Source organism: Sporosarcina jeotgali (assembly GCF_033304595.1).
GTDB classification, from domain to species: domain Bacteria; phylum Bacillota; class Bacilli; order Bacillales_A; family Planococcaceae; genus Sporosarcina; species Sporosarcina jeotgali.
Map to the genome: position 1 here is coordinate 2,877,753 of NZ_CP116341.1, position 23,124 is coordinate 2,900,876.

The 23,124-nt window shown below is 43.6% G+C and carries 23 protein-coding genes and 5 tRNA genes; 3 read left to right on the plus strand and 25 right to left on the minus strand.

Annotation, left to right across the window (positions count from 1 at the left end; genetic code table 11):
- Nucleotides 1–10: 10 nt before the first annotated feature.
- From PGH26_RS14495 to PGH26_RS14555, 13 genes are all read right to left on the minus strand, one after another.
- The gene (locus tag PGH26_RS14495; protein WP_323691745.1) at nucleotides 11–1,612 is read right to left on the minus strand and encodes a diguanylate cyclase; all 1,602 of its coding nucleotides are present in this window, start codon (nucleotides 1,610–1,612) and stop codon (nucleotides 11–13) included.
- Nucleotides 1,613–1,741: 129 nt separating this feature from the next.
- Nucleotides 1,742–3,091: a phosphoglucosamine mutase gene (gene glmM, locus PGH26_RS14500; RefSeq protein ID WP_323691746.1), complete on the minus strand. Its 1,350-nt coding sequence runs from the start codon at nucleotides 3,089–3,091 to the stop codon at nucleotides 1,742–1,744.
- A gap of 38 nt (nucleotides 3,092–3,129) precedes the next feature.
- On the minus strand, nucleotides 3,130–4,491 hold the full coding sequence (locus PGH26_RS14505) for a CdaR family protein (RefSeq protein ID WP_323691747.1): 1,362 nt from the start codon (nucleotides 4,489–4,491) through the stop codon (nucleotides 3,130–3,132).
- Nucleotides 4,484–5,323: a diadenylate cyclase CdaA gene (gene cdaA, locus PGH26_RS14510; protein ID WP_323691748.1), complete on the minus strand. Its 840-nt coding sequence runs from the start codon at nucleotides 5,321–5,323 to the stop codon at nucleotides 4,484–4,486. The genes PGH26_RS14505 and cdaA overlap by 8 nt, the downstream gene beginning before the upstream one ends.
- A gap of 140 nt (nucleotides 5,324–5,463) precedes the next feature.
- Nucleotides 5,464–6,105, minus strand: a complete 642-nt coding sequence (locus PGH26_RS14515) for an anti-sigma factor family protein (RefSeq protein WP_323691749.1) — start codon at nucleotides 6,103–6,105, stop codon at nucleotides 5,464–5,466.
- A gap of 11 nt (nucleotides 6,106–6,116) precedes the next feature.
- Nucleotides 6,117–6,680, minus strand: a complete 564-nt coding sequence (sigW, locus tag PGH26_RS14520) for an RNA polymerase sigma factor SigW (protein ID WP_323691750.1) — start codon at nucleotides 6,678–6,680, stop codon at nucleotides 6,117–6,119.
- Nucleotides 6,681–6,887: 207 nt separating this feature from the next.
- Nucleotides 6,888–7,796 carry an arginase gene (gene rocF, locus PGH26_RS14525; RefSeq protein WP_323691751.1) on the minus strand — a complete coding sequence of 303 codons (909 nt, stop codon included), beginning with the start codon at nucleotides 7,794–7,796 and terminating at the stop codon, nucleotides 6,888–6,890.
- A gap of 87 nt (nucleotides 7,797–7,883) precedes the next feature.
- Nucleotides 7,884–9,992 carry a sensor domain-containing protein gene (locus PGH26_RS14530; RefSeq protein WP_323691752.1) on the minus strand — a complete coding sequence of 703 codons (2,109 nt, stop codon included), beginning with the start codon at nucleotides 9,990–9,992 and terminating at the stop codon, nucleotides 7,884–7,886.
- 302 nt (nucleotides 9,993–10,294) lie between these two features.
- Nucleotides 10,295–10,369, minus strand: a tRNA-Gln gene (locus PGH26_RS14535).
- 83 nt (nucleotides 10,370–10,452) lie between these two features.
- Nucleotides 10,453–10,537 (minus strand) — tRNA-Tyr (locus PGH26_RS14540).
- Nucleotides 10,538–10,604: 67 nt separating this feature from the next.
- Nucleotides 10,605–10,679 (minus strand) — tRNA-Glu (locus PGH26_RS14545).
- A 44-nt stretch (nucleotides 10,680–10,723) separates the two neighbouring features.
- Nucleotides 10,724–10,799: transfer RNA gene (locus PGH26_RS14550), tRNA-Thr, on the minus strand.
- A 14-nt stretch (nucleotides 10,800–10,813) separates the two neighbouring features.
- A tRNA-Asn gene (locus tag PGH26_RS14555) sits at nucleotides 10,814–10,888 on the minus strand.
- Nucleotides 10,889–11,156: 268 nt separating this feature from the next.
- Between PGH26_RS14555 and PGH26_RS14560 the strand changes: the two genes are divergently transcribed.
- Nucleotides 11,157–11,729, plus strand: coding sequence for a hypothetical protein (locus PGH26_RS14560; RefSeq protein WP_323691753.1), 573 nt, complete (start codon nucleotides 11,157–11,159; stop codon nucleotides 11,727–11,729).
- Between the two features lie 44 nt (nucleotides 11,730–11,773).
- Here PGH26_RS14560 and PGH26_RS14565 read toward each other — a convergent pair whose 3' ends face one another.
- Nucleotides 11,774–12,451, minus strand: a complete 678-nt coding sequence (locus PGH26_RS14565) for a KinB-signaling pathway activation protein (RefSeq protein WP_323691754.1) — start codon at nucleotides 12,449–12,451, stop codon at nucleotides 11,774–11,776.
- A 139-nt stretch (nucleotides 12,452–12,590) separates the two neighbouring features.
- On the opposite strand from PGH26_RS14565, the gene gerD reads away from it, so the two are divergent.
- Entirely contained in the window at nucleotides 12,591–13,190 is a 600-nt protein-coding gene (gene gerD / locus PGH26_RS14570; RefSeq protein WP_323691755.1) for a spore germination lipoprotein GerD, read from the plus strand.
- A gap of 17 nt (nucleotides 13,191–13,207) precedes the next feature.
- Here the strand turns inward: gerD and PGH26_RS14575 are convergent, their stop codons facing one another.
- The 4 genes from PGH26_RS14575 to PGH26_RS14590 all read right to left on the minus strand — a co-directional run bounded on the left by PGH26_RS14575 (nucleotide 13,208) and on the right by PGH26_RS14590 (nucleotide 16,366).
- Nucleotides 13,208–14,263, minus strand: coding sequence for an Mrp/NBP35 family ATP-binding protein (locus tag PGH26_RS14575; RefSeq protein ID WP_431312550.1), 1,056 nt, complete (start codon nucleotides 14,261–14,263; stop codon nucleotides 13,208–13,210).
- A gap of 83 nt (nucleotides 14,264–14,346) precedes the next feature.
- Nucleotides 14,347–15,063, minus strand: a complete 717-nt coding sequence (locus tag PGH26_RS14580) for an N-acetylmuramoyl-L-alanine amidase (protein ID WP_323691757.1) — start codon at nucleotides 15,061–15,063, stop codon at nucleotides 14,347–14,349.
- Between the two features lie 102 nt (nucleotides 15,064–15,165).
- On the minus strand, nucleotides 15,166–15,462 hold the full coding sequence (locus PGH26_RS14585) for a rhodanese-like domain-containing protein (RefSeq protein WP_323691758.1): 297 nt from the start codon (nucleotides 15,460–15,462) through the stop codon (nucleotides 15,166–15,168).
- 52 nt (nucleotides 15,463–15,514) lie between these two features.
- Complete coding sequence (locus tag PGH26_RS14590) at nucleotides 15,515–16,366, minus strand: mechanosensitive ion channel family protein (RefSeq protein WP_323691759.1); 852 nt, start codon at nucleotides 16,364–16,366, stop codon at nucleotides 15,515–15,517.
- A 252-nt stretch (nucleotides 16,367–16,618) separates the two neighbouring features.
- Between PGH26_RS14590 and hpaB the strand changes: the two genes are divergently transcribed.
- Nucleotides 16,619–18,076, plus strand: a complete 1,458-nt coding sequence (gene hpaB / locus PGH26_RS14595) for a 4-hydroxyphenylacetate 3-monooxygenase, oxygenase component (protein ID WP_323691760.1) — start codon at nucleotides 16,619–16,621, stop codon at nucleotides 18,074–18,076.
- A 118-nt stretch (nucleotides 18,077–18,194) separates the two neighbouring features.
- On the opposite strand, the gene rpsI is transcribed toward hpaB, so the two are convergent.
- The 7 genes from rpsI to rplQ form a co-directional block, all read right to left on the minus strand.
- A complete protein-coding gene (rpsI, locus tag PGH26_RS14600) occupies nucleotides 18,195–18,587 on the minus strand; it encodes a 30S ribosomal protein S9 (protein ID WP_116018306.1) in 393 nt (130 codons plus the stop codon).
- A 19-nt stretch (nucleotides 18,588–18,606) separates the two neighbouring features.
- Nucleotides 18,607–19,044 carry a 50S ribosomal protein L13 gene (rplM, locus tag PGH26_RS14605; protein ID WP_025783833.1) on the minus strand — a complete coding sequence of 146 codons (438 nt, stop codon included), beginning with the start codon at nucleotides 19,042–19,044 and terminating at the stop codon, nucleotides 18,607–18,609.
- A gap of 168 nt (nucleotides 19,045–19,212) precedes the next feature.
- Nucleotides 19,213–19,956, minus strand: coding sequence for a tRNA pseudouridine(38-40) synthase TruA (truA, locus tag PGH26_RS14610; RefSeq protein ID WP_323691761.1), 744 nt, complete (start codon nucleotides 19,954–19,956; stop codon nucleotides 19,213–19,215).
- 15 nt (nucleotides 19,957–19,971) lie between these two features.
- The gene (locus PGH26_RS14615; RefSeq protein WP_323691762.1) at nucleotides 19,972–20,769 is read right to left on the minus strand and encodes an energy-coupling factor transporter transmembrane component T family protein; all 798 of its coding nucleotides are present in this window, start codon (nucleotides 20,767–20,769) and stop codon (nucleotides 19,972–19,974) included.
- Nucleotides 20,766–21,638 (minus strand): energy-coupling factor ABC transporter ATP-binding protein, encoded by an 873-nt coding sequence (locus PGH26_RS14620; RefSeq protein WP_323691763.1) that lies wholly within the window; start codon nucleotides 21,636–21,638, stop codon nucleotides 20,766–20,768. Before PGH26_RS14620 ends, PGH26_RS14615 begins: the two co-directional genes overlap by 4 nt.
- Entirely contained in the window at nucleotides 21,614–22,459 is an 846-nt protein-coding gene (locus PGH26_RS14625) for an energy-coupling factor ABC transporter ATP-binding protein (protein WP_323691764.1), read from the minus strand. The genes PGH26_RS14620 and PGH26_RS14625 overlap by 25 nt, the downstream gene beginning before the upstream one ends.
- A 273-nt stretch (nucleotides 22,460–22,732) precedes the next feature.
- Complete coding sequence (rplQ, locus tag PGH26_RS14630) at nucleotides 22,733–23,113, minus strand: 50S ribosomal protein L17 (RefSeq protein ID WP_025783838.1); 381 nt, start codon at nucleotides 23,111–23,113, stop codon at nucleotides 22,733–22,735.
- Nucleotides 23,114–23,124: the final 11 nt, after the last annotated feature.

The following is a 23,124-nucleotide window of genomic DNA, read 5'->3' on the forward strand; positions in this document are numbered from 1 at the left end:
CAATTTTGTATTAAAACATTCTGGATGATAAGTTTTGAATCCGAGATAGAATCTCATTATTTTGGAATGGCTTCATCATATAGTCATCGGCACCAAGCCATAGCGCAGACTTAATGTCTTCATCGCTTGTTCGGGCAGTCATCATCGAAACCAGGATATTATTCGTATCAGGCCTGCGCTTTAAGCGCTCCAATACTTCCAGTCCATCCATACCTGGCATAATACCGTCTAGCAGGATAATGAAGTTTGTATCCGGATCATACCAATCTGCAGCTAAAAACGTAACCCCATCCTCAAACAGTTTGATGGATAACTCAATATCTGGAATATCCCATCCGCTCAGTTCTTCTTCCAGCATGGTCCGAATCAGTAGATCATCGTCGACAATGATCACTTGCAGTTTACGTTTTACTTGTACAAGATTCTTATCAAACAGGATGCTTTGATTACGCCCAGTGCGTTTTGCCTGATAAAGTGCTTGGTCAGCCTCCATCAGCAGCGTTTCCGTTCTGCTGTCATACTCTGCGATTCCGGCAGAGAACGTAACTGAAAACGTACGATCTCCTTCTTCAAAAACAATTTCATTAAACGACTTATGCACTCTATCCACTAAGGTATAAGCTTCATCCTTATCACCGGAAATGACCATGACAAACTCTTCTCCGCCATAACGGAAGATATGATCCGTTTCACGTTTTTCTTTAAGTGCAACTTGGCTGAAGGTCTTCAGCACTTCATCTCCTGCAGGATGTCCATATGTATCATTTACACTTTTAAAATGATCCAAGTCCATCATAACGACAGAGAATGGAATCCCAGAGCGCTTCGTTAACCGTTCACTATATTTAAGTATCTCATCTAAACGTTTCCGATTGCCTACGCCTGTTAAACCGTCCGTCGTAATGGATTGGCTAATCGACTTCTGCAGCTTATCCCGATTGAATAAGTAAGGCAAAAACAAATCTAATTCAAATGGCTTCTGAATGAAATCCATCAAACCTGCTGCATACGCTTGTGCAACGACCTCATTCGTTTGGTGACTGCTCATTAAAATGGAGATGACATGACGATCACTTGCAGTATCTTTGATTTTTTCAAATACATCCAACCCTGTCATATCCGGAAGCTGAAGATCGATCAATACGATATTGGGCTGCATGTCGTAAAATTGCTGAATCCCTCGCGTACCATTCATCGCTACAAGTACTTGGGCCCCCAATTGTTCCAGCAATTCTTTGACAAACGACACAAATTCCAAATCATCATCTATGATTAAGATGAAGGTCTCTTGATCGAACTTATTTACATATAATTCCGGCAGCACGAGGTCCCGCCTTTTCTTTTTGTTCCCGTTGGCAAGTAATCGAATGTTCTTTTTAAAATTCTTTAATGATGAGATAGGAATACCGGCTTCATCATCTGGAGACAAAATTTCTAAATGTGCACTGCAAAACTCCGCCAGATCACCGAGACCAATCGTGCCTGCAGTTCCCTTCAATGTATGAAGAAACGCATAGAGTTCGGACTCCTTCACCATTCTCTGATGGTCCCATTGCGTAAAAGCATTTCCTATTTTTTCGATGAGCAGCTTTTGATACTTATCATAGTCCACCCCTACACCTCCCCATTCCCAACTACGGACGAACTTCTCTTTATCCCCAGCAACCCTTCAATTTCTTACTTTTGAAAAAGAACTGAAGTCCTTTATAATCCAGGAACCCCAGTTCTTCATAAGTTGCTGTCAGTCCAGTCCCATTTCTTGTGTGACCACATTGACAATTCGCGTGCTATAACTTTCACATGCTTCAGTTGTAGGTGCTTCGACCATTACCCGAACCAATGGCTCAGTACCGGAAGGTCTTACGAGAACACGTCCTTCTCCAGCCATTTCAACTTCCACTTCTTTGATAATTTCAGCGACTTTTGCATTGTCCGTTACTGCATGTTTATCCGTCACTCGGATATTAACAAGTTTTTGCGGATAAATCGTCATGCCGCTCGTAAGTTCGGACAGTTTCTTACCTGTTCGCTTCATAATATTGACAAGCTGCAGCCCCGTGATGAGGCCGTCGCCTGTTGTATTGTAGTCCAGTAAAACAATATGTCCTGACTGTTCGCCGCCAAGATTGTAGTTTCCTTTACGCATTTCCTCAACAACATAACGATCACCCACTGCTGTTTGAGCACTCTCGATTCCTTGTTCTTCTAACGCTTTATAGAATCCGAGATTACTCATTACCGTTGAAACAATCGTGTCTGAATTCAATGCGCCTTTAGAGTGAAGATAACTTCCGATTACATACATAATCTGATCCCCATCTACAATTGTTCCTGTTTCATCAACTGCGATTAAGCGGTCTCCATCCCCGTCAAATGCAAGTCCGATCTGCGCATTTTTCTCAAGGACAAGTTTAGCAAGTTCTTCAGGATGTGTAGAACCAACGCCATCATTGATGTTTAAGCCATTTGGAGATGCCCCCATTGTTGTGAGGTCAGCTTCTAAATCTGCAAATACATGTGTCGCAATTGTAGAAGTTGCACCGTGAGCACAATCGAGTACAACGTGCATCCCTTCAAAATCACCATCGATTGTCTGTTTCAAATACTGATTGTATTTTTGGCAGCCTTCGAAGTATTCTGTAATGGTTCCTACGTCCCCGCCAGTTGGACGCGGTAATGTATCTGTTTCTGAATTGAGCAGCTGTTCAATTTCGGATTCAAGATCATCCGACAGCTTAAAGCCATCTGCTCCAAAGAACTTAATGCCGTTATCTTCGACTGGATTATGTGAAGCTGAAATCATTACACCCGCTTGAGCATTCATAGCTCGAGTCAAGTAGGCAACACCTGGTGTACTGATAACTCCCAACGTCATCACTTCGACTCCTGTTGATAAAAGCCCTGCTATCAGTGCACTTTCAAGCATTTGGCCTGAAATACGAGTATCTTTTCCAACAAGTACACGTGCTACATCCGTTGAATGCTGCGTGAGGACATGACCGCCGAAACGACCTAACTTAAACGCCAATTCCGGAGTCAATTCTGCATTTGCAACGCCTCTTACACCATCCGTACCGAAATACTTAGTCATTTTCATTCTCCCTTTCGATCCTATCCATTCTGCGTAATTTACGCTTGTTCAACCATTACTGTAATATCTTTAAAATTCACTTCATACTGAACGTCCGGAGGCACCCGCACAAAAATTGGTAAAACGTGTTCTCCTGAGTGGTTCACACTTTTTGCATCAGCAAAAACCTTAACGTCCGACTCAGTAAGTGCATCGATAACTTTTTCTTCACCTGTTAACGTAATTGCCGCTAAACCATCTGAAGGTTTTATGATATTCCCTGTAAAGCTCTTATCTAGATCTTGTAACCCAATCATTATACCAGTGAATTTACGAGTCTTTTTAGTAACGGTTGCAGGTTCCTGTCCATTACTGGAAGGCTCCTCCGCTGCATTGTCAGAATTTGAACCGCTCTCAGAAGGCGGCAGACTGGCTTGATCATCATCCTGTTTCTCGTCAGTAGTATCGGTTTCTGCCTCTGAAGATACTTTGACGTCAATATTAACGTTCACTTTGTCCACCGACATTTTCAAAATTCCTTTAGGTTTAGGCAATTCAACCGATTGCTTCCCGCTTCCAGATAGCTCACTTACATCTACATCCACGTTTAGCTGATCAATTGCATCCACCGTTTTGCGGGGTCCATATAACGTAACCATTTTTTCGTCAGATGTTAAGGAGTTGACGGTAACTCCATCTTTCGTTTTTCCTTTTTGCTTTACCGAGATGGGTACTTCTTTATGATACGCTTCTACATCCACTTTTACAGTGACTTCTTCTGGTTCAATTGAAACATTCAACTTATTCAAGTCCCGATCGAGTACCCGAACTCTTCCTTTTTGCTCAAACGACTTATCAATTCCATTATCGCCGGTGACAGAGACTTTTACAAAACTGATAGCATCTACAATACTTTTAGCACCTGTTACTTCGATCGTCGATGGATTCACTTCCATCTTCACGAGTTCGTAATCTTCAGCCAGCAGCTTATCGTTCATTTCCGGATCGACTCTAAACGACTGTGTAATTTTTTCTTCTATATTTACCTCAATTGTTGCTGGATCCAGTTCGACATTAATTTTATCTGAAATGTTTTCTGTTTGAATTTGAACTGTGTGGCTTCCCATCGGCATACTTCGCAAATCAACTTTTAAAGTAAAGTCTTTTATCAACTTTGTTGTTTGAACTAGATTAGCCGGTCCTGAAATCGTCATGTTGACAGTTTCAGGAACTCCCGTAACCACCAGGTTCTCGTTGTCGTAGTAAACTTCAACAGGCACATCCCGAATGATCCCCATTGAGTCTCCTACATTTGCAAGAGATGATTTGTCTTGGTCTGCACGGACAGAAAAGAAGAGAAATAGTGCAAGTGCGAGTGCTGTCAGTCGCAGAAACCAAGGACTATCCATAAATTTATCCATTTTTTCTCTTCCCCCATTTCCAAATGGAGTTTACAGCGCTAACGGCTGCAGTGTCTCCGAACCATGCGAGACGTACAATCTGTTCAAATTCTTCCATTGTGACATTCCGATTGATATCACCGTCAATTGTCACACTCACTGCTCCAGTTTCTTCTGAAACAATAATTGTAAAGGCATCTGTCACTTCACTAATTCCCAGTGCTGCCCTGTGTCGGGTTCCTAGTTCCTTAGAAATGAATGGGCTTTCGGAAAGCGGTAAATAACATGCTGCTGCAGCAATTTTATTTTTTTGTACAATGACTGCCCCATCATGCAGCGGTGTGTTCGGAATAAAGATGTTAATAAGCAATTCGGATGAAATATCCGAATTCATGGCAATCCCAGTCTCAATGTATTCACTGAGTCCAGTTTCTTTTTCCACTGTGATCAGCGCACCGATTCGTCGTTTCGCCATATAACTCACAGATTTAGTAAATGCACTGATTAAGCGGTCCCGCTCTTCTTCCTCCTGCATTTGAGTCCGAGCAAACAATCTTCCGCGTCCAAGTTGTTCGAGCGCTCTGCGCAGTTCCGGCTGGAAGATAATGATAACCGCCAGGAAACCAAACGTCAGCACTTGTTCTACCATCCATTTCAACGTATCCAGACCAAGCAGTTCAGTTAGAATCCGGACAATTAAAATGACAAAGATTCCTTTTAACAGCTGTACAGCTTTTGTACCTTTAATAATTGTGATCAGTTTATACACAACAAACCAAACGAGAAGCACATCCAAAATGGCTTTCAAGACTTCAACGGCATTCATATTTGTAATTATTCCCCAATCAGGCATGCGCTTCCCCTACCTTTACAGACAATTTTTCGCTTATTTAAGTATACCATAGAGCATACTTTACATGCTGTACTTAGACGGGAACAGATCCTTTCAAGTTCCCGTAACAGCTGAAAAAGCGATCGCCATATGCGCGTCGCTTACTCAGACTCTTCTTTTTCAGTTTTATCAGGGGTGAGTCCTTTAAATGCGGTTTTAATCTTATACCACATCCAGTCGAACAGCTCATCAATTTCCTCAATATTCCCCGTTACTACCGCTGTAGAAGCCATGTACTTTTCTCCTCGGATAACGGTTACGTTCCCATCCACCTGTCCTTCGATACGCAGATCTCCGTTCTTCACAACGAGGTCTCCCTTAATCACTTCACCAGCTGGGACAACAACTGTATCGCCTTCAATGATAAGGTTCGGCTGCATGGTCACTGAAAATTGTTCGTTTGTATTGTAACTTGAAAAAAGTGCCGCACTCATCAAAATGAGAAATAGCGCTGCTGCAGACAATAACGGATGTTTGCGTAACCAGCGATTTACACCTTTTTTCTTTTTTTGCTGTATGCTTTGCGGCAAACGTGCCATTACTCCTTCTGCAAAACCATCAGGTGCCTGCATGGGTTCTGCATGTTCGAGAAGCGCGACCGCATCACTTAATTCATCGAATAGCTTTTGACATTCCCCACATGATTCTAGATGCTCGTTCAATACCTGTTCTTCGTCAGGAGAGATTTCTCCATCCAGGTATTCGTGCATATATTGGACAACTTCAATTGGACAGTTAGTCATCCTTACCCCTCCTACATAGTACCTATCTGTTTTCGTAAAGCATCCCGCCCTCGATGCACACGTGTTTTAACGGTGCCAAGCGGAAGATCTAATATGTCGGCAATCTCTTGGAGTGGCAGTTCTTCCATATACCTTAATGTGATTACGGAACGGTACTTTTCTGGCAGACGTCCGATTTCGTATTGAACACGTTCTTGCGTCTCCATGCGTTCGACTTCCTCTTCAGGCAAATCTTCAGCAGCTGCAATTTGTGAGTACATGTCGAGCCCTTCCGTACCAGGAACTTGCGCATCCAAGGAATAGTCTGGTTTCTTTTTCCGGATCCTGTCAATACATAAGTTCGTTGCAATTCGAAAAATCCAAGTTGAGAACTTACGCTTCTGGTCAAACGTATGCAAATTTGAATACGCTCTTACGAAAGCTTCTTGCGCGATATCTTGCGCCTCCTCCCGACTGCCGAGCATTCGGTAACAGACATGATATAAGCGGTGCTGGAACAGTATTACAATCTCCTCAAAAGAATCTTGATTCCCTTTCAGCACTTCATTTATTCGTTTATTAATCAATTCATCCAAAGACTCTCATCCTCCGCTTCTGCTGCGGCTGTCCCTTCTATACGGATGAAGGGGTCTACAGGTTTCATTAAATATAAATTCATTTTACCAAATTACTGAAAATATTGCCCTACTTTTAAAAATACATTTAAAAAAGAGGCATGCAACGGGATGCATGCCTCTTTTTCCTTACAATATATTCGTTTCAAACACTTCGATTATTCCCTATCACAGTAGTTTTTCGCCGAATAATGAACCAATCAGACCGACTGCTACGTCAGCTGTTCCATTCTTATCGTCCAGAATTGGATTCACCTCTACAAACTCCGCAGAAGTAAGCAAACCGGAATCTTGAAGCATTTCCATCGCTAAATGACTTTCGCGGTAACTGATTCCACCTGGAACCGGTGTCCCAACTCCCGGCGTATAGAGCGGGTCTAAGCCGTCTAAGTCCAATGACAAATGCAGGCCGTCAATATTTTTAGCTGTTAAGTATTCAATTGCCTGGTTCATGACAGACGTCATTCCATCGCGGTCGATTTCATGCATCGTGAATACTTTAATCCCCAATTCTTTAATCAATTCACGTTCCCCTGGATCGACAGAACGCGCTCCGATAATCACAACATTTTCGGGTTTAATTTTTTTACCGTCTTTGTAAATGTTGACTAACTGCTCGTGTCCCATTCCAAGACTGACTGCAAGCGGCATCCCGTGAATATTGCCCGAAGGAGAAGTTGCCTCTGTATTGATATCTGCGTGTGCATCATACCAGATGACACCTAGATTATCGTATTTCTCCGAAAGCCCTGCGAGTGTACCGATAGCCATACTATGATCACCGCCGAAAACAAGCGGAAACTCTTCAGCTTTTGTTAACGAAGCCACACGTTCAGCAAGATCTGTGCATGCGTTCGTAACTTCATCTAAGTTTTTCAAACCTTCTTGGTCTTGTCCAACCCGTTCCCCCGTTGGAACAGCAATATCACCCGTATCCGTTACTTGGTGGCCAATTGCTTCGAGACGAGCTACCGCACCTGCATAGCGGATTGCACTTGGCCCCATATCAACGCCTCTGCGGCTCTGTCCATAGTCAAGCGGAACCCCTACTAATGAAATATTTAAATTCTTCTCCATATCTTTTTCCCCCTGATGTTTTCAATTTCTACATTCCTATTGTATCCGCTTTAAACTAATGGCTCAACTCAGCAATATACTGAATATTTATTCACCCTGTCTTCGTGTTCCCGTAAACTTTTCAATCAGTTCTGGAATGTCAGTTGCCGGGATCGGCCGGCTGTAATAATAGCCTTGTCCTTCTCTGCACCCTAACCGTTTAACGATTTCAGCCTGCTCAGCATTTTCAATTCCTTCTGCTATCACATTCATGCCCGCAATGTCCGCCATTGTAACGATTGCTTTAATGATAGCTCGACTATTTTCACTTGTTTCAATATCCCGGACAAACGACATATCAATTTTCAGTGTTTCTGCAGGGAATTCTTTTATATAGCTGAACGAACTGAATCCTGTCCCAAAGTCATCAATCGATACAACAAATCCAAGATCCCGCAGCCTGATTAGTGCAGCACTCATCTCTAACCGATCCGCAAAAGCACTCTCTGTCACTTCCATTTCAATGGTTGCAGGATCGATTCTTGTCTTGTCTATAAGAGATTGAACAAACGGAATGAGATCAGGACTCTCTAACTGGACCGCTGAGAGGTTTACTGCGATTGTTGTCGGCAACACTCGTATAGCCTGAAGCTGCTTTGCCTTTTTAAATGCCTCTTCTAAAATCCATTCACCTAAAGGAATGATAATTTTCGTCTCTTCTGCAAGAGCTATGAATTTGTCAGGAGGTATTCTTCCTAGATCCGGGTGCTGCCATCTTACTAATGCTTCAAACCCGACGATTTCTTCTTTCGCTAAATTCACTTTTGGCTGATACTCCAATAAGAAATGACCTTCTTTGACGCTTTTGCGAAGCTCATTTTCCAAAATTATTCTATCCAGTGATTTAGAGTACATATCCGGAACAAAAATAGCGCTTCCTGAACCGCCTTGTTTTTTCACGTACTGCATCGCCTGCTCTGTTGTTGTGATCCAGCCAGGCACTTCAGTAGCATGGAGCGGATATACAGACAGTCCGCAGCTGACGGAAGGATTATACAATTGTCCGCCCACTTCAATAGGTGTTTCGATTATTTTTTGCAGTGCGCACGTACATTCGAATAGTTCATCTGCTGACTGTCCGCTCTTTATTACAAAAGCAAACTCATCTCCAGCGATTCTTCCGCATATCTTTCCATCTAGATACTCAGTAAGGCGCTCAGCAATCTTTCCTAGGATTTCATCGCCGCGATCATGACCAAACGTTTCATTGGCATAGCGCAGCTTGTCAATGTTGAGGTGCACTAACCCTAATAATTCATCCGTATTTTTCGCACGATCGATTTCAACAAACAGCTTTTTTAAAAATGCTCTTCGATTGAGTAAGCCCGTCAGCTGATCAATAGATGACAAATCCATAATGAGTTGTTCTTGCTCTTTCGCAGCAGTGTTATCCTGCATAACTAAAACACTGTACCCTGCAAATTCGCCCTCTGTCGTAATTCGAGAGATGCTACCGCTCATCTGCAGCACACAATTTTGGTTCACTTTTAAACTGAATTCCACAGATACTTCGTGTTCATCCGTCTGATTGACGAGTCGAAGAGCCTCTTTCATCTTCACTTGGTCTTCATCTGTCATGGCATCCAAAACGTTTGGACTTGGTCCGCCCATCAGCTTTTCTACCGAAGGTGATTGGTAGTGGACGATGCCTTCAGCATCCGCCACGGCTATGTAGTCACCCGAGTTTTCCGTAATGAGCCGATACAATTCCGCCTGCTTTCGCAAGGATGCTTCGATGTTCTTCTTTTCAGTTAAGTTGTGTCGGATGGAAATATATTGTTCCGGAATTCCTTTGTCATTTAAGAACGGAACAATCGTTGTATCCACCCAATAAAGGGAACCGTCCTTAGCACGATTGCAGATTTCACCCCGCCAAATCTGTCCCTTGCCAATCGTTTTCCACATTTCTTTAAAAAATGTTTTTGGATGAACGCCTGAATTGACAATTCGCTGGTTTGCACCGATAAGCTCCTCTTGAGAGTACTTGGAGAGGTCGGAGAAAAACTCATTTGCATACGTAATTTTCCCGGTTTTATCGGTAACTGCCACAATAGCAGAATTATCAATCGCAAAAACAATGTCGTTCAATAACTGAGAGACTTCTAAGTGCTGTTGACGATTCGCTAGGTTATGAATCATATCTCGATGGTTCGTCATAGGTCACCTCTTTCATCCCGGGTCTGCCCGGGCATTCTGCTACTGCATACAAACAAAAAAACCCTTTCCCTAATTCAGGGAAGGATCAAGAAGGTTCTATATAAAGTTATCGGTTCATTCTTTTACGTATTTATTAAAGCATTTTTTCGGATTATTCGATTGAAAGTTTTTTAGGTTAGATGTTTTTAATAGTAGCAGGTTTCAAGCTTGCATTTCCAAGCAGTGTTTTCTTTTCTTGCATGGTATTGCTCCAAATACCTTGCGGTATTTCTCGCAAATTTTTCAAACAAAGTTTGAAAAATTGGCTGGGGTAGCTGGATTCGAACCAACGAGTGACGGAGTCAAAGTCCGTTGCCTTACCGCTTGGCTATACCCCAGTAATTAAAAAAATCGGCTCATCTCTGCGCCGGAGTCCTACTAATTATACTAACCACTATTATAAAAATCTATACATAAAAAATGGTGGTGGGGGACGGATTCGAACCGCCGAACCCGGAGGGAGCGGATTTACAGTCCGCCGCGTTTAGCCACTTCGCTACCCCACCATTGGTTTATGATTGATAAGCGTGCATGGCGACATCGCTTATCGACTATGTATTACTGGAACAAACATGGTGACCCCTACGGGATTCGAACCCGTGTTACCGCCGTGAAAGGGCGGTGTCTTAACCGCTTGACCAAGGGGCCATTTATAACTGCTAAACTGTCGCCTGCTGTTCAGCACAGCTTACTGGAGCTTCCAACCGGATTCGAACCGGTGACCTCTTCCTTACCATGGAAGCACTCTACCTACTGAGCTATGGAAGCATAGGCATGGAAAATGGCTCCGCAGGTAGGACTCGAACCTACGACCGATCGGTTAACAGCCGATTGCTCTACCACTGAGCTACTGCGGAATACTAGTATTTGCTTTTATCGAACATCAAAAATTATACCATAACTTTAAAAGATAGCAATAGTTTTCATAAAGATGTTCTTTCGTCTGTTGACGACTTTTACATAATAGCATGGGGTGCGCATAATGGTCAAGCCTTCATCATAAAGTACAGTAAACATGTTTGAAAGGAGCTTTTTGTGCTAAAAAAAATCGGTTCGATTCTCATCATCTGCACGCTAATTCTCGTATTATGGCCATCTTCCATTACAGCTCCTAAAATCTTAAGCGTGTTCAAACTGACACAAGAACCTGATGTGGTGGTCAGGGGCACTTCCGGTTCAGCACTGACTTTGGATATTTCGTTTGGTGATACTGCTCTTGAAGATTGGATTGCAGAAATTGAAGCACCTTACCCTTTGTTACTGGTGGATACCGCATGGGCAAAACGCTTTCCTGACTCAGCTGAGCTCATTCAAAAAAAGAATATCCCGGTTGCTCTTTTAGGAAATGAAGGCGCCGCCTATGAAAAAGATGCTGAACTCTTCACGAAGCAGCTAGAAGATTTCACACTTTTATTCAAGAAAAAACCTCTTTGGTTCCGTACAAGCGATGAAACTTTTCCAAAAAAACTCCAAGAGACCTTATGGAAGTATGAAATAAATGCCCTTGGTTCCACTTTACGCTGGAAAGGCGGGAAGCTGCCGCCTCATAAGAGAGGTGAAATTTTGACCGTTTCCCTGGAACGAAAGGGAAAAACTACCTTGGATGATATCGATCGCTTACGAGCCAGCCGTGAATTCCAATCCGTAGAAGATGTATTATTCGCGACAGACGTTAAAACCAAAAAAATTCCTGAATAACAAAAAACGCACAACTAACGATTTTCGCTAGTGTGCGTCTTTTGTTATTTTGCATTCGCAGCTTTTTGCTTTCTGCGCTCTGCTTTTCGTGCATCTAATTTTACCTTGTCCTCATCTGACTTCCGATTGTACTTCGGCAAGGCGAGCAGTTGATAAGAATTCACTGCAATAAGCGGGAATAACATAATTGTCACCCACGTGTCGACATCTCCATTACGGACCATCAAAGCCGGCAGCCATTCAATTGTTGTAATGACAATCATGAAAAACAATGCTGAGATTAAAATATGTTTTTTTGTCCACTGCGCTTTGAACCAAGCCGTTACTGCTGCGGTACCAACTAGTATTGCAAGCAGCACCATATAGAGAACAGTCCGTCCTGTATCCTCAGAGGTCAGGCGGAACCTGAAGAATACGAGGTCAAAAAGAACAACGACAATTAACAGCAACTGTATCCAATTCCAGAGTGTCAACGTTCTAAACAAATTGACTCCGAACTGATGAATGGTCAAATACGCGAAGAATCCCATTTGTGCGATTACACTCATCGTAAATCCTAGGAATACCATCCATAAAAAAGCACCTAAAAACTGAAAATATTCTCCTGTTGATAAGTACGAGTAAAAAAAGTTCCAACGAACAATCAGTCCGACAATTCCAGTAATGGCCCCGCCTAAAAGCAGAGCGCGTATGAAAAATTTCATCCAATTTCGTATAGTCACAGCAGAGTTCCTCCGTTTTAATTACTGCTTCTAGTGTAACAGCCATTTATCGAAAAATCTATTTCATTCAACAGTCTTTGCATAATCCGCGCAAAGTTGTGAACAATAATTGAAAAGCCAGTGGAGGGATTCCAAATTCATGAAAAAATTAGCGATGTATCTGCTCCCTGTCCTATTCGTCTTATCTGCATGCAGCAACGGACCAAATGCAGCTCCTTCTTACGATGAAACAAAAAAGATGATGACTGATGCAATACAAACGGAGGAAGGAAAAAAGGCAATCAGACAGCTGCTGACAGAAGAAGAATTTCGTAAACAGCTTGTCCTCGAACAGCCTGAAGTAACTTCCGCTATTGAATCGACGCTGCTTTCAAAAGAGGGGAAAGACTTCTGGAAAGAAACGTTCGATGATCCGAAGTTCCAAAAAACGATTGCAACGAGTATGAAGGATCAGCAAAAAGAAATTATGAAAGCTTTGATGAATGACGCCTCATTCCAAAAAGAGCTTGAAGAATTTTTTGGGACGCCAGATATGCAAAAACAGTTAGAAAACATCTTACACTCGGGTTCTTTGAAGAAAGAATTCGAAAAAGCGATTGAAGAAACGATTAGCAGCCCACTGCTCCAAGCAAAGTGGCAAGAACTTATTTTGCAAGCGGGTGAAGTGAAGCCTGTTGAAAAAGATGATAAGAAAAAGAAGAAGGACGATGAAAAAGAAGAAAGCGGAGGGGGCAAATAACCCCACTCCGCTTTTTCTTATTTCTGGATTTTATCCACAACGTTTTGGGCGATTTCCAAGTAAATTTTTCCGATCGGGTGATCCTCTGCATATACAGAAGGCGCGAAGTCCTCTTCATCCCAATCCGGCTGGCCTAGTGGAATTTGTCCGAGTAATTCTGTGCGAAGTTCTTCTGCAAGCCGCTTTCCACCGCCAGAACCGAAAACAAATTCTTTCTCGCCCGTTTGTTTAGACTCAAACCAAGACATGTTTTCAATAACTCCGAGCAACGCGTGATCTGTTTGCAATGCCATTGCACCTGCACGAGCCGCTACAAATGCAGCTGTTGGGTGCGGTGTCGTCACAACGATCTCTTTAGAAGCTGGAATCATCTGATGAATATCGAGCGCCACATCGCCTGTACCCGGCGGAAGGTCAAGAATCATATAATCCAGATCGCCCCACTCGACGTCTCTGAAAAACTGATCGAGCACTTTACCGAGCATCGGTCCGCGCCAGACAACAGGTGCGTTGTCTTCAACGAAGAAGCCCATTGAAATGACTTTAACGCCTTTGCGCTCAACTGGAATTATCCGATCCCCGCGGATTACAGGTGATTCTGTAACTCCCATCATATCTGGAACGCTGAAGCCGTAAATATCTGAGTCGATCAGACCGACTTTTTTACCAAGACGCGCCAGACCCACTGCCAAGTTAACGGAAACTGTCGACTTTCCGACTCCGCCTTTACCGGACGCAACAGAGATGAACGTCACGTCATTAATTGGAGAAAGTAAATCTTGTGCTTCTGCAGCTGTTGCAGTTCCACGGAATTTCTCCAATGTCTCTTGCGGCAATTCTTCAAATCGAATGCCGACTGAATCAGCACCCGCAGCCTTCAGCACTTCAACGATCTTGGTTTGAAGTGTCATTTGTTCAGCTGTGTTCACTTTAGCGATCGCTATTTTCACGCTTACATGCGCTTTTTCAGGCTTGATGGTAATGCCGACGATCCCATCTGTCTCTGCTAATGTTTTATGTAAAAATGGATCGCTCATACCGCCTAGTAATTCGCGTACTGTTTCTTCATTCATCACAACGGAACACTCCTTAGAGGTTTAGTAAATTCACCTCCAAGTATAGCATAGTACACCTTTTGCGTAAGGGGATGCGCTTATCACTTTTGTTCCATAAGCTGGTGTCTTACTACTCCTTCAACAATTGCATCTGCCACCTTCTTGCGATATTTCGGATCCGCCAGCAATTTGTGTTCCTCGGGATTGGAGATGAACCCTGTTTCTACAATTACAGAAGGAACTTGGATATTTTTCAATAAATATATTCCTTTAATCTTCATGGCTTCACGGTCAGTATTCTTTAGCTGGTCTTTAAACGCACCCTGAATCGATTTTGCGAGCGCTTCCCCGCCTTCATGACCTTCTGGGTGATAAAACACTTGGGCACCCCTCCATTGCGTCTGCGGTATTGCATTCACGTGGACACTTAAGAACAAATCAGGCTCTTCGTTTTCTGCAATTTGAACACGCATCTTCAAATCTTCAAACTTCCGTTCACGCATCGATGAAAATTCCTTGTCTGGCGCATGTTCAGCCATTGCATCTCCAGGTTTTGTGCGCGTCATGACAACGGTAGCGCCTTTTTGTTTCAGCTTCTTTTCCACTTCTTTTGTAATAGCAAGATTGACGTCACTTTCAATAAGCTCATCCGTAGAGGCGCCGCCATCTTCTCCTCCATGGCCTGCATCCAGCAGCACTTTAACCCCCGCGAGCTCAGCCGGCATGAAAAATGCTCGATCCGAAGCATTCACTCCATACCAGACAACACTTAAAGAACACACTAGTAATAAGGTAATAATCATTACACGCTTCTTCATATGACACCGCCTTTTTCATCCACTATACGCGGAGACAGTTTTGAATATGACCAAGCATAAAAAAGACGCCTTCCCTAAGCGGAAGACGTCTTTAGCATTCAATTATTCGATGGGTCCCTGCCAGCTCAGCATGCCGCCGGTCATATTGGTTACATCATAACCTTCTTCTTCTAAAAACTCAGCTGCTCGGCCGCTCCGGCCTCCTGATCGGCAAATGAGCGTATAAGGCTTGGTTTTATCAAGCTCGTCTAGACGGGCTGGTATTTCCCCAAGTGGAATGTGGATTGCACCGATAACTTTACCTGTCGCAATTTCATCGTCTTCCCGAACGTCAATCATGTTGACGTGCTGACCTTCATCCAACCGTTTTTCCAATTCACTAGCAGTAATTTCTTTCATCTTGTACGCCTCCTGTACGCTTGGCTTTCTAAGGGTATCATATACGTCTAACTCACTTACGTCCATTGCTTTCGCCTATTTGCTCAGGTTGATGGATGACTTGATAATTCAGAGGAAGCTCAATATTTGCATCATCGAACGCGACCTTGACGGCTTTACGGATATCCCGTTCACATTCCCACTGAAGGCCATTTTCCACTTGCCCAATTATGCGGAGCACAACATTTGTACCGTCGATGTTTTGGACACCAATCGCATTCGGACCGTCTTTAAATCGTTCGTCTTGCTGAAAGTCTTCGCATACCCTTTCCAACACATGAATGGCCTGGTCCACGTCATTATAGTAACTGATCCCGATATCGACAAGGGCACGCATATTGCCGCGTGTATGGTTCGCTACATTTTCAATAATCCGGTTCGGCAAGTAATTGAGCGTACCATCAAACGCCCGTACTTTCGTCGTGCGCAGCCCGATTTCTTCTACGACTCCGTCAATACCTGCTACCGTTACATAGTCATCCACTTCCATCTGCTGCTCAAGGAGAATGAAAAACCCGGTTACAACATCACTTACAAGGCCCTGAGCCCCAAATCCGATGGCAAGGCCGACAACACCAGCACCTGCAATGAGCGGACCAATGCTGACACCGAATAGCGACAGCAGTGTACCGATGAATATGAAAATCATTACATACGAAAAAATATTCAGAAGTAATTTGTCCAGTGTCTTAATACGTCCCGGTTTTGTTTTTCTAGTCAGGGACATCTTATGGATCGTCGCACTGATCATTTTCTTTCCTAATGGAAGGAAAATTGAAAAAGCAACAATCAACGTGAGCAGTCTTAAAACCAGCTTAATTATTTTCTCAACTTCAATATCAAAATGCAAACCGAAAATGTCCATTTATAATTTTTACCTCTCTTTCATTCACCTGCATTGCAATAGCATAACGTATATGAAAACGCAGTTTCAAGCAATCCGATGCCGTGTTAATAAGATAGAAGATTACTTTCAACTTGAAGATTTCACCTATATAGATAAATGAACTAGAAGGCTTTCTGAATTCATCATTCTGCCTGACAAACTTTTTCTAGGCAAACACATTTGATGGGCGATTAATAGACTATACAAAACAGCAAATGTAGGAGGAGTTCTATGGGAGCTAAAAACGGTCAGGAATTCATTAGCCGTATTGATCAGTTGAAACCGGAAATATGGTTGGATGGCCGTCAGTTGGAAGGGCCTCTATCCAAATGTCAAGAATTTAAGGGGCTGTTAAAAACAAAAGCGGCCTTGTACGACTATCAGACGCTGCCCGAAAATAGTGCTGAAATGACATACCGTTCTCCCGTATCCCGTGAAAAAATAGGGATTTCATTTTTACAGCCGACAACAAAAGCGGACTTAACAAAGCGGAGAACGATGATTGACAAGTGGGCACGCCAGACTTGCGGACTGATGGGCAGAAGCCCGGACTATTTAAATACAGCACTTATGAGTTTTGCAAGCTCTGCATCATTTCTAGAGGGAAAGGAAAATTGCTTCCCTGAGAATATTCAATCTGCATATGAACGCGCAAGAGAACAAGACTTAACCTTTACTCACACCTTTATCACTCCCCAAGTCAACCGTGCAAAATTCTACCTCGAGTCTTCTGAAGAGCCGATCTCTGCGAAAATCGTTAAAACGACAACAGAAGGGCTCGTTATTAAAGGGGCGAAATTGCTTGCGACACAAGGCGGACTGACAGATGAAATCCTTGTGTTCAGTGCGCCAAAGCTGCTTCCCGATCCGGATGAAGCCTTTGCATTCACTCTTCCTTCAGATACAGAAGGGGTACGTTTCATATGCAGAGAATCCTTTACAAACGGGGCTTCCACCTTTGACTACCCCCTAAGCTCACGGTTTGAAGAGATGGACTCCATTGTCGTGTTCGATAACGTACTCGTGCCATGGGATCGGGTATTTTTTTATCAAAACCCAGAAGCAGCTTCTCAATTTTTCTCTATAAGTTCGTTCCATCCATTCACGCTCCATCAAGTGATTACGCGTCAAGTAGTCAAAACTGAATTCATGCTAAGTGTTGCGAAACTACTTGTAGAAACCATCAATATAGGCGAGTACTCGCACATTCAAGGTAAGGTTTCGGAAATTATCATTAGTTTAGAAACGTTAAAAGCGTTATTGGAGAAATCCGAGCATGATGCACAACCCGATCAATGGGGCTATATGCGGCCCAGTATAATCCCGCTTCAAGTAGCGAGCAACATCTACCCGGCAGTCTATCCGCGTTTCAGCGAAATCATTCAGTTAATAGGAGCCAGCGGAATGGTCACCATCCCTACAGAAAAAGCGTTCCAATCGGACATTCAACAGGACTTAGCACAGTATTTGCAAAGCGCTACTAAATCGGCAGAGGACCGCGTGAAAATCTTCAGACTGGCATGGGATTTGACAATGAGTTCTTTCGGCACCCGGCAAACTCAATATGAGCGGTATTTCTTTGGAGATCCTATCCGCTTAGCCGGTCAATTGTACCGGTCCGTCTGTTCTGACAGTTCCTACTGCATGATTGAGTCATTGCTGGGTCCCTTAGAAAAATGTCCAGAGTAATCACCCATAGAATGCTCAATCTTCATAGAGAAAAGAGCCGAATCATTTTCAAAGATTAATTTTCTCCAAACAAAAACAGTCCACTCCGGTAAGGGAATGGACTGTGAATAGTTGATGATTAACGCTTCGAGAACTGTGGTGCACGACGTGCGCCGCGAAGACCTGGCTTCTTACGTTCTTTCATACGTGGGTCACGTGTTAGAAGTCCTGCAGCTTTTAGAGCTGGACGGAAATCAGGGTCTACAGTAAGCAATGCACGAGCTACGCCGTGACGGATTGCGCCTGCTTGGCCAGTGTATCCACCGCCATTAACGTTTACGTGAATGTCATAGCTTCCAAGTGTATCAGTTGTTACAAGTGGCTGCTTAATGATTTCGCGAAGTGTTTCGAATGGTACGTATTCTTCTGCATCACGTTTGTTGATGATGATTTTACCTTCACCAGGAACTAAACGTACACGAGCTGTTGAACTTTTACGTCGGCCAGTGCCGATATATTGTACTTGTGCCAAAAGTGTTTCCTCCTCTTAATTACCCGCGAAGCTCAAATGCTTCAGGTTTTTGTGCTGCATGAGTGTGCTCTGCTCCAGCGAAAACGTGAAGCTTTTTAGCTGTTTGACGACCAAGTGGACCTTTTGGAAGCATTCCCTTGATAGCTAGTTCAAGCATTTTCGTTGAATAGTTTGTGCGCATTTCAAGCGCTGTACGAGACTTAAGGCTACCAGTGTAACCAGAGTGACGGTAATATTTCTTGTCTTTCAACTTGTTACCTGTAAGTTGAATTTTTTCAGCATTGATGATGATCACGTGGTCACCAGTGTCAACGTTTGGTGTGAATGTCGGTTTATGTTTACCGCGAAGCAATGTAGCGACTTCTGAAGCAAGACGTCCAAGCGTTTGGCCTTCAGCGTCTACTAGGAGCCATTTTCGCTCTACTTCGTGGCCTTTAGCCATGAATGTTGTACGCATAGTTTCATATCCTCCTAAATGAATATCAGTCTGTTCCGTTTTCTCTATCCCTAAACACAAATAAACTTTCGGGGCTTTTTGTGGGGTTATTGAAATACCAAAGATTATCTTACCGGTTATCATCGAGAAAGTCAAGCAGTTTTCATAAAAACACCTGGAAAAGTTGCTTTACTCTCCGTACGTAACACTCATCAAATACAAACCGTGTGATGGCGCGGTTTTTCCAGCTCGTTTGCGATCTCGGGCTTCTAGAATTTCAGCAACTTGGCAAGGCTCATCCCAACCGATACCGACTGCATAAAGAACACCTGCAATCGTACGGACCATGTTATATAAAAAACCATCCCCTTCGATGGTCAGAATGAGGTCATCGTTTTTTTCTTCGATTTCAAGCATACGAATCGTCCGTACTTTGTTGGATGTTGCAGTTTGAGATGAACAAAAGCTGGTGAAGTCATGTGTACCCAGCAGATGCACTGCACCTTCCTGCATCCGCTTAAGATCCGGATTCCATTTTCCTAAATGAACCGAATAATTACGTTCAAATGGACTTTGGATGGGTTTCCTTGTCCAGCGGTATTGATACGTTTTCCCTTTTGCTGAATAACGGGCATGGAATTCTTCACTCACCGGATGTGCAGAAAGGATTCGTATATCCTTAGGCAGCAATACATTCAATGCCATTAGCCAGCTATCTTCTGTCAGATTAAGCGGCGTGTCAAAATGGATTACTTGTCCCCATGCATGCACCCCGGCATCGGTTCTCCCGCTTGCTACACTATGAATTGAATCATCTTTATGCATCTTACGAAGTGCCTTGTCGATCTCTGACTGCACGGTGCGCATTTTAGGTTGGGATTGATAACCGGAAAATTGAGTACCGTCATACGAAACGGTAGCTTTAATACGCATTTAATGTGTCCTCCTTTACCCTCTGAAATACAGCATGACAGCTGAGAGTACGCCTAACAAAACAAGAACCATTGTGTCGCTCGTCCGCCACTGCAGCTTCCGGAACCGTGTCCGGCCCTCTCCGCCGCGATAACCGCGAACTTCCATCGCAACCGCTAGATCTTCAGCTCGTTTAAACGCACTGACAAACAATGGAACGAGTAAAGGGATCACAGCTTTCACACGTTGTTGAATACTTCCTGAACTTATATCCGAACCCCGTGCGAGTTGAGCTTTCAAGATTTTATCCGTTTCATCCATTAATGTAGGAATGAATCTCAAAGCAATTGACATCATCATAGCAAGCTCATGCACGGGGAGCTTAAATCGTTTTAACGGATTCAGCAGCGTTTCCACGCCATCTGTAATCGATATAGGCGAAGTCGTCAATGTAAGTACAGTTGTCATCAGTACTAAAATCAAGAATCGCAGCGAAATGTAAATACCTTGCCGCAATCCTTCTTCATAAATCGTGATGAACTTCCAGTGGAAAAGGACAACCCCTTCACGCGTGAGAAATAAATGCATGAGCAGCGTAAAGACAACGAGAAATAGGATCGGTTTCAGTCCGCCTAACAAAAAAGGAATCCGGATTTTTGACAACAGAATAACGAATACTGTAAATCCAAGTAAAATCGCATAGGTCACCGTATTATTCGCAAGAAAGACTGCGAAGATGAACAAAAATATGAAAATAAGCTTGGATCTCGGATCTAGACGATGCGTAATGGAATTTCCGGGTAAGTAGCGGCCAAAAATCATCTTCTCCATCATTTCGGCTCACCCGCTTCTTTAGCAAGCGCTGCAATCATTTCAGCAAGCTTTTCTTCCGTAAGAGCAGGTTGCGGCAGCTGTTGATGGACCAATCGTTCAAAGTCCTTTTGGAATCGCACAGAACGAGGTAATTCCAAGCGGTACGCTGAAAGTTGCTCAGCATCCGTCAAGACCTCTTCAGGCGGCCCTGCAAGCACCGCACTGCCTTCATGCATCACAATGACATGCTCTGCATAGCGTGCAGCGTCTTCCATGCTGTGGGTCACTAAAATCGTTGTCAGGCCCTCTTCTTTGTGGAATCTCTCAAAAAGCTCCATAATTTCACGGCGTCCTTGAGGATCAAGGCCCGCGGTCGGTTCATCTAAAATTAAAACGGATGGTTTAAATGCAAGCACACCTGCAATCGCAACCCGTCTCATCTGACCTCCAGATAGTTCAAACGGTGATTTGTTCGCTACATCAGCCGGCAAGCCCAGCATTTCTATCAGTTCGTGTGCACGTTTTCTAGCTTCGTCTTCAGGGATGCCAAAGTTCAACGGACCGAACATAATATCTTTCTCCACCGTTTCCTCGAATAATTGATGCTCAGGAAACTGAAAAACAATCCCGACATTACGACGTACATTTCGCAGTGCTTTCCCTTTAGTTTCAGACGTAATGAGCGTGTCACCAATTCGTACCGTGCCTTCAGTTGGTTTTAATAACCCATTCAAGTGCAAAAGCAATGTGGATTTACCTGAACCGGTATGACCAATTACCGCTGTATAAGAACCCGTTTTAATCGAAACATTGATATCATGCAAGGCCTTTTTTTCAAAAGGAGTATTCGGTGCATATGCAAAATTTACTTGCTGAAATGAGATGTCCATAACTCGTTCACCAACTCTTTTTCTGACATATGGTCGCCGGCTAACGGCAATCCTGCATTCCTCAGTAACTGTGAAAGACGAAGGGCAAATGGCAAATCGAGTCCATGCTCTTGAAGTTTACTTCCTTGTTCAAAAATAGAAGTCGGCGTTCCAGAGGCAGCAAGCCTCCCCTGGTTCATGACGAAAACACGATCTGCTAGAAGCACCTCTTCCAAGTCATGTGTAATGGAAATGACAGTAAGTCCAGTAGTACGTCGCAACGAAGTAATCAATTCAATAACTTCACTGCGGCCTTGGGGGTCCAGCATCGATGTCGCCTCGTCTAATATTAAAATCTTTGGATTCATCGCTAGAGCCCCTGCAATAGCAACACGCTGTTTTTGCCCTCCCGATAAATGATGGGGTTCATGACTGTGATAGGAAGACATCCCGACATCAGAGAGTGCCTGCTTTACACGTGTCTGCATTTCATCATAAGGGACTCCATTGTTCTCTAAGGCAAATGCAACATCATCTTGCACCGTTGCACCGACAAACTGATTATCCGGATTTTGAAACACAACACCAAGCTGTGAACGGACATCCCATAGATTATCTTCCGTCAATGGATCCAAAAAGACATTTACGATTCCATTAGCAGGAAAGAGCAGCCCGATCATCAGTTTGGCAAGCGTCGATTTGCCTGAACCGTTATGTCCGACAATCGAAACCCACTCTCCGTCACGGACTGTGAAGGAGACGTCTTGGACGGCTTGTACGAAAACATCTTCTTCTGTTTCATAAGCAAATGATACGCCGTCCAACGACAAAACTTCCTTCATACACGACCGCCTCTTTTCTTGTGAACATATGTATGGATAACTAGAAACCCTAAATAGATTTCTATAAATAAAAAAAGCGCGCATCTCATCCGAAGAATGCGCAGCAAAATGTTTCGATGCCGGGTGCTCAAGCCGTCATCGCGGATGAGATGCGTAGAGCTAGACCAATCAGAAACAATGTCTGTCGATCGTAACACTCAGCTTTTCATATTGTCGTATAAATCATTATGTGGAAAGAGGGTGTGGCTGTCGCCAGTCACACCCCCAAGTTCCTTACACGAGTTCGATGACTACAACAGGTGCTCCGTCTCCACGGCGCGGTCCCATCTTCATGATTCGTGTGTATCCGCCCTGGCGTTCTGCATAGCGCGGTGCAACATCGTCAAACAATTTCTGAATGGCAAATGTCTTTGTTTCTTTACCTTCATCATCAGTGCCAAGAATTACTTCACGGCGGATGAATTCAGCTACCTGACGGCGTGCATGCAAGTCCCCACGCTTACCAAGTGTGATCATTTTTTCAACAACTGAACGAAGCTCTTTCGCACGTGCTTCCGTTGTTTGGATGCGTTCGTGGATGATTAGGTCTGTTGCCAGGTCCCGCAGCATCGCTTTACGTTGTGAACTTGTGCGTCCAAGTTTTCTGTAACCCATAGAAGATTCCC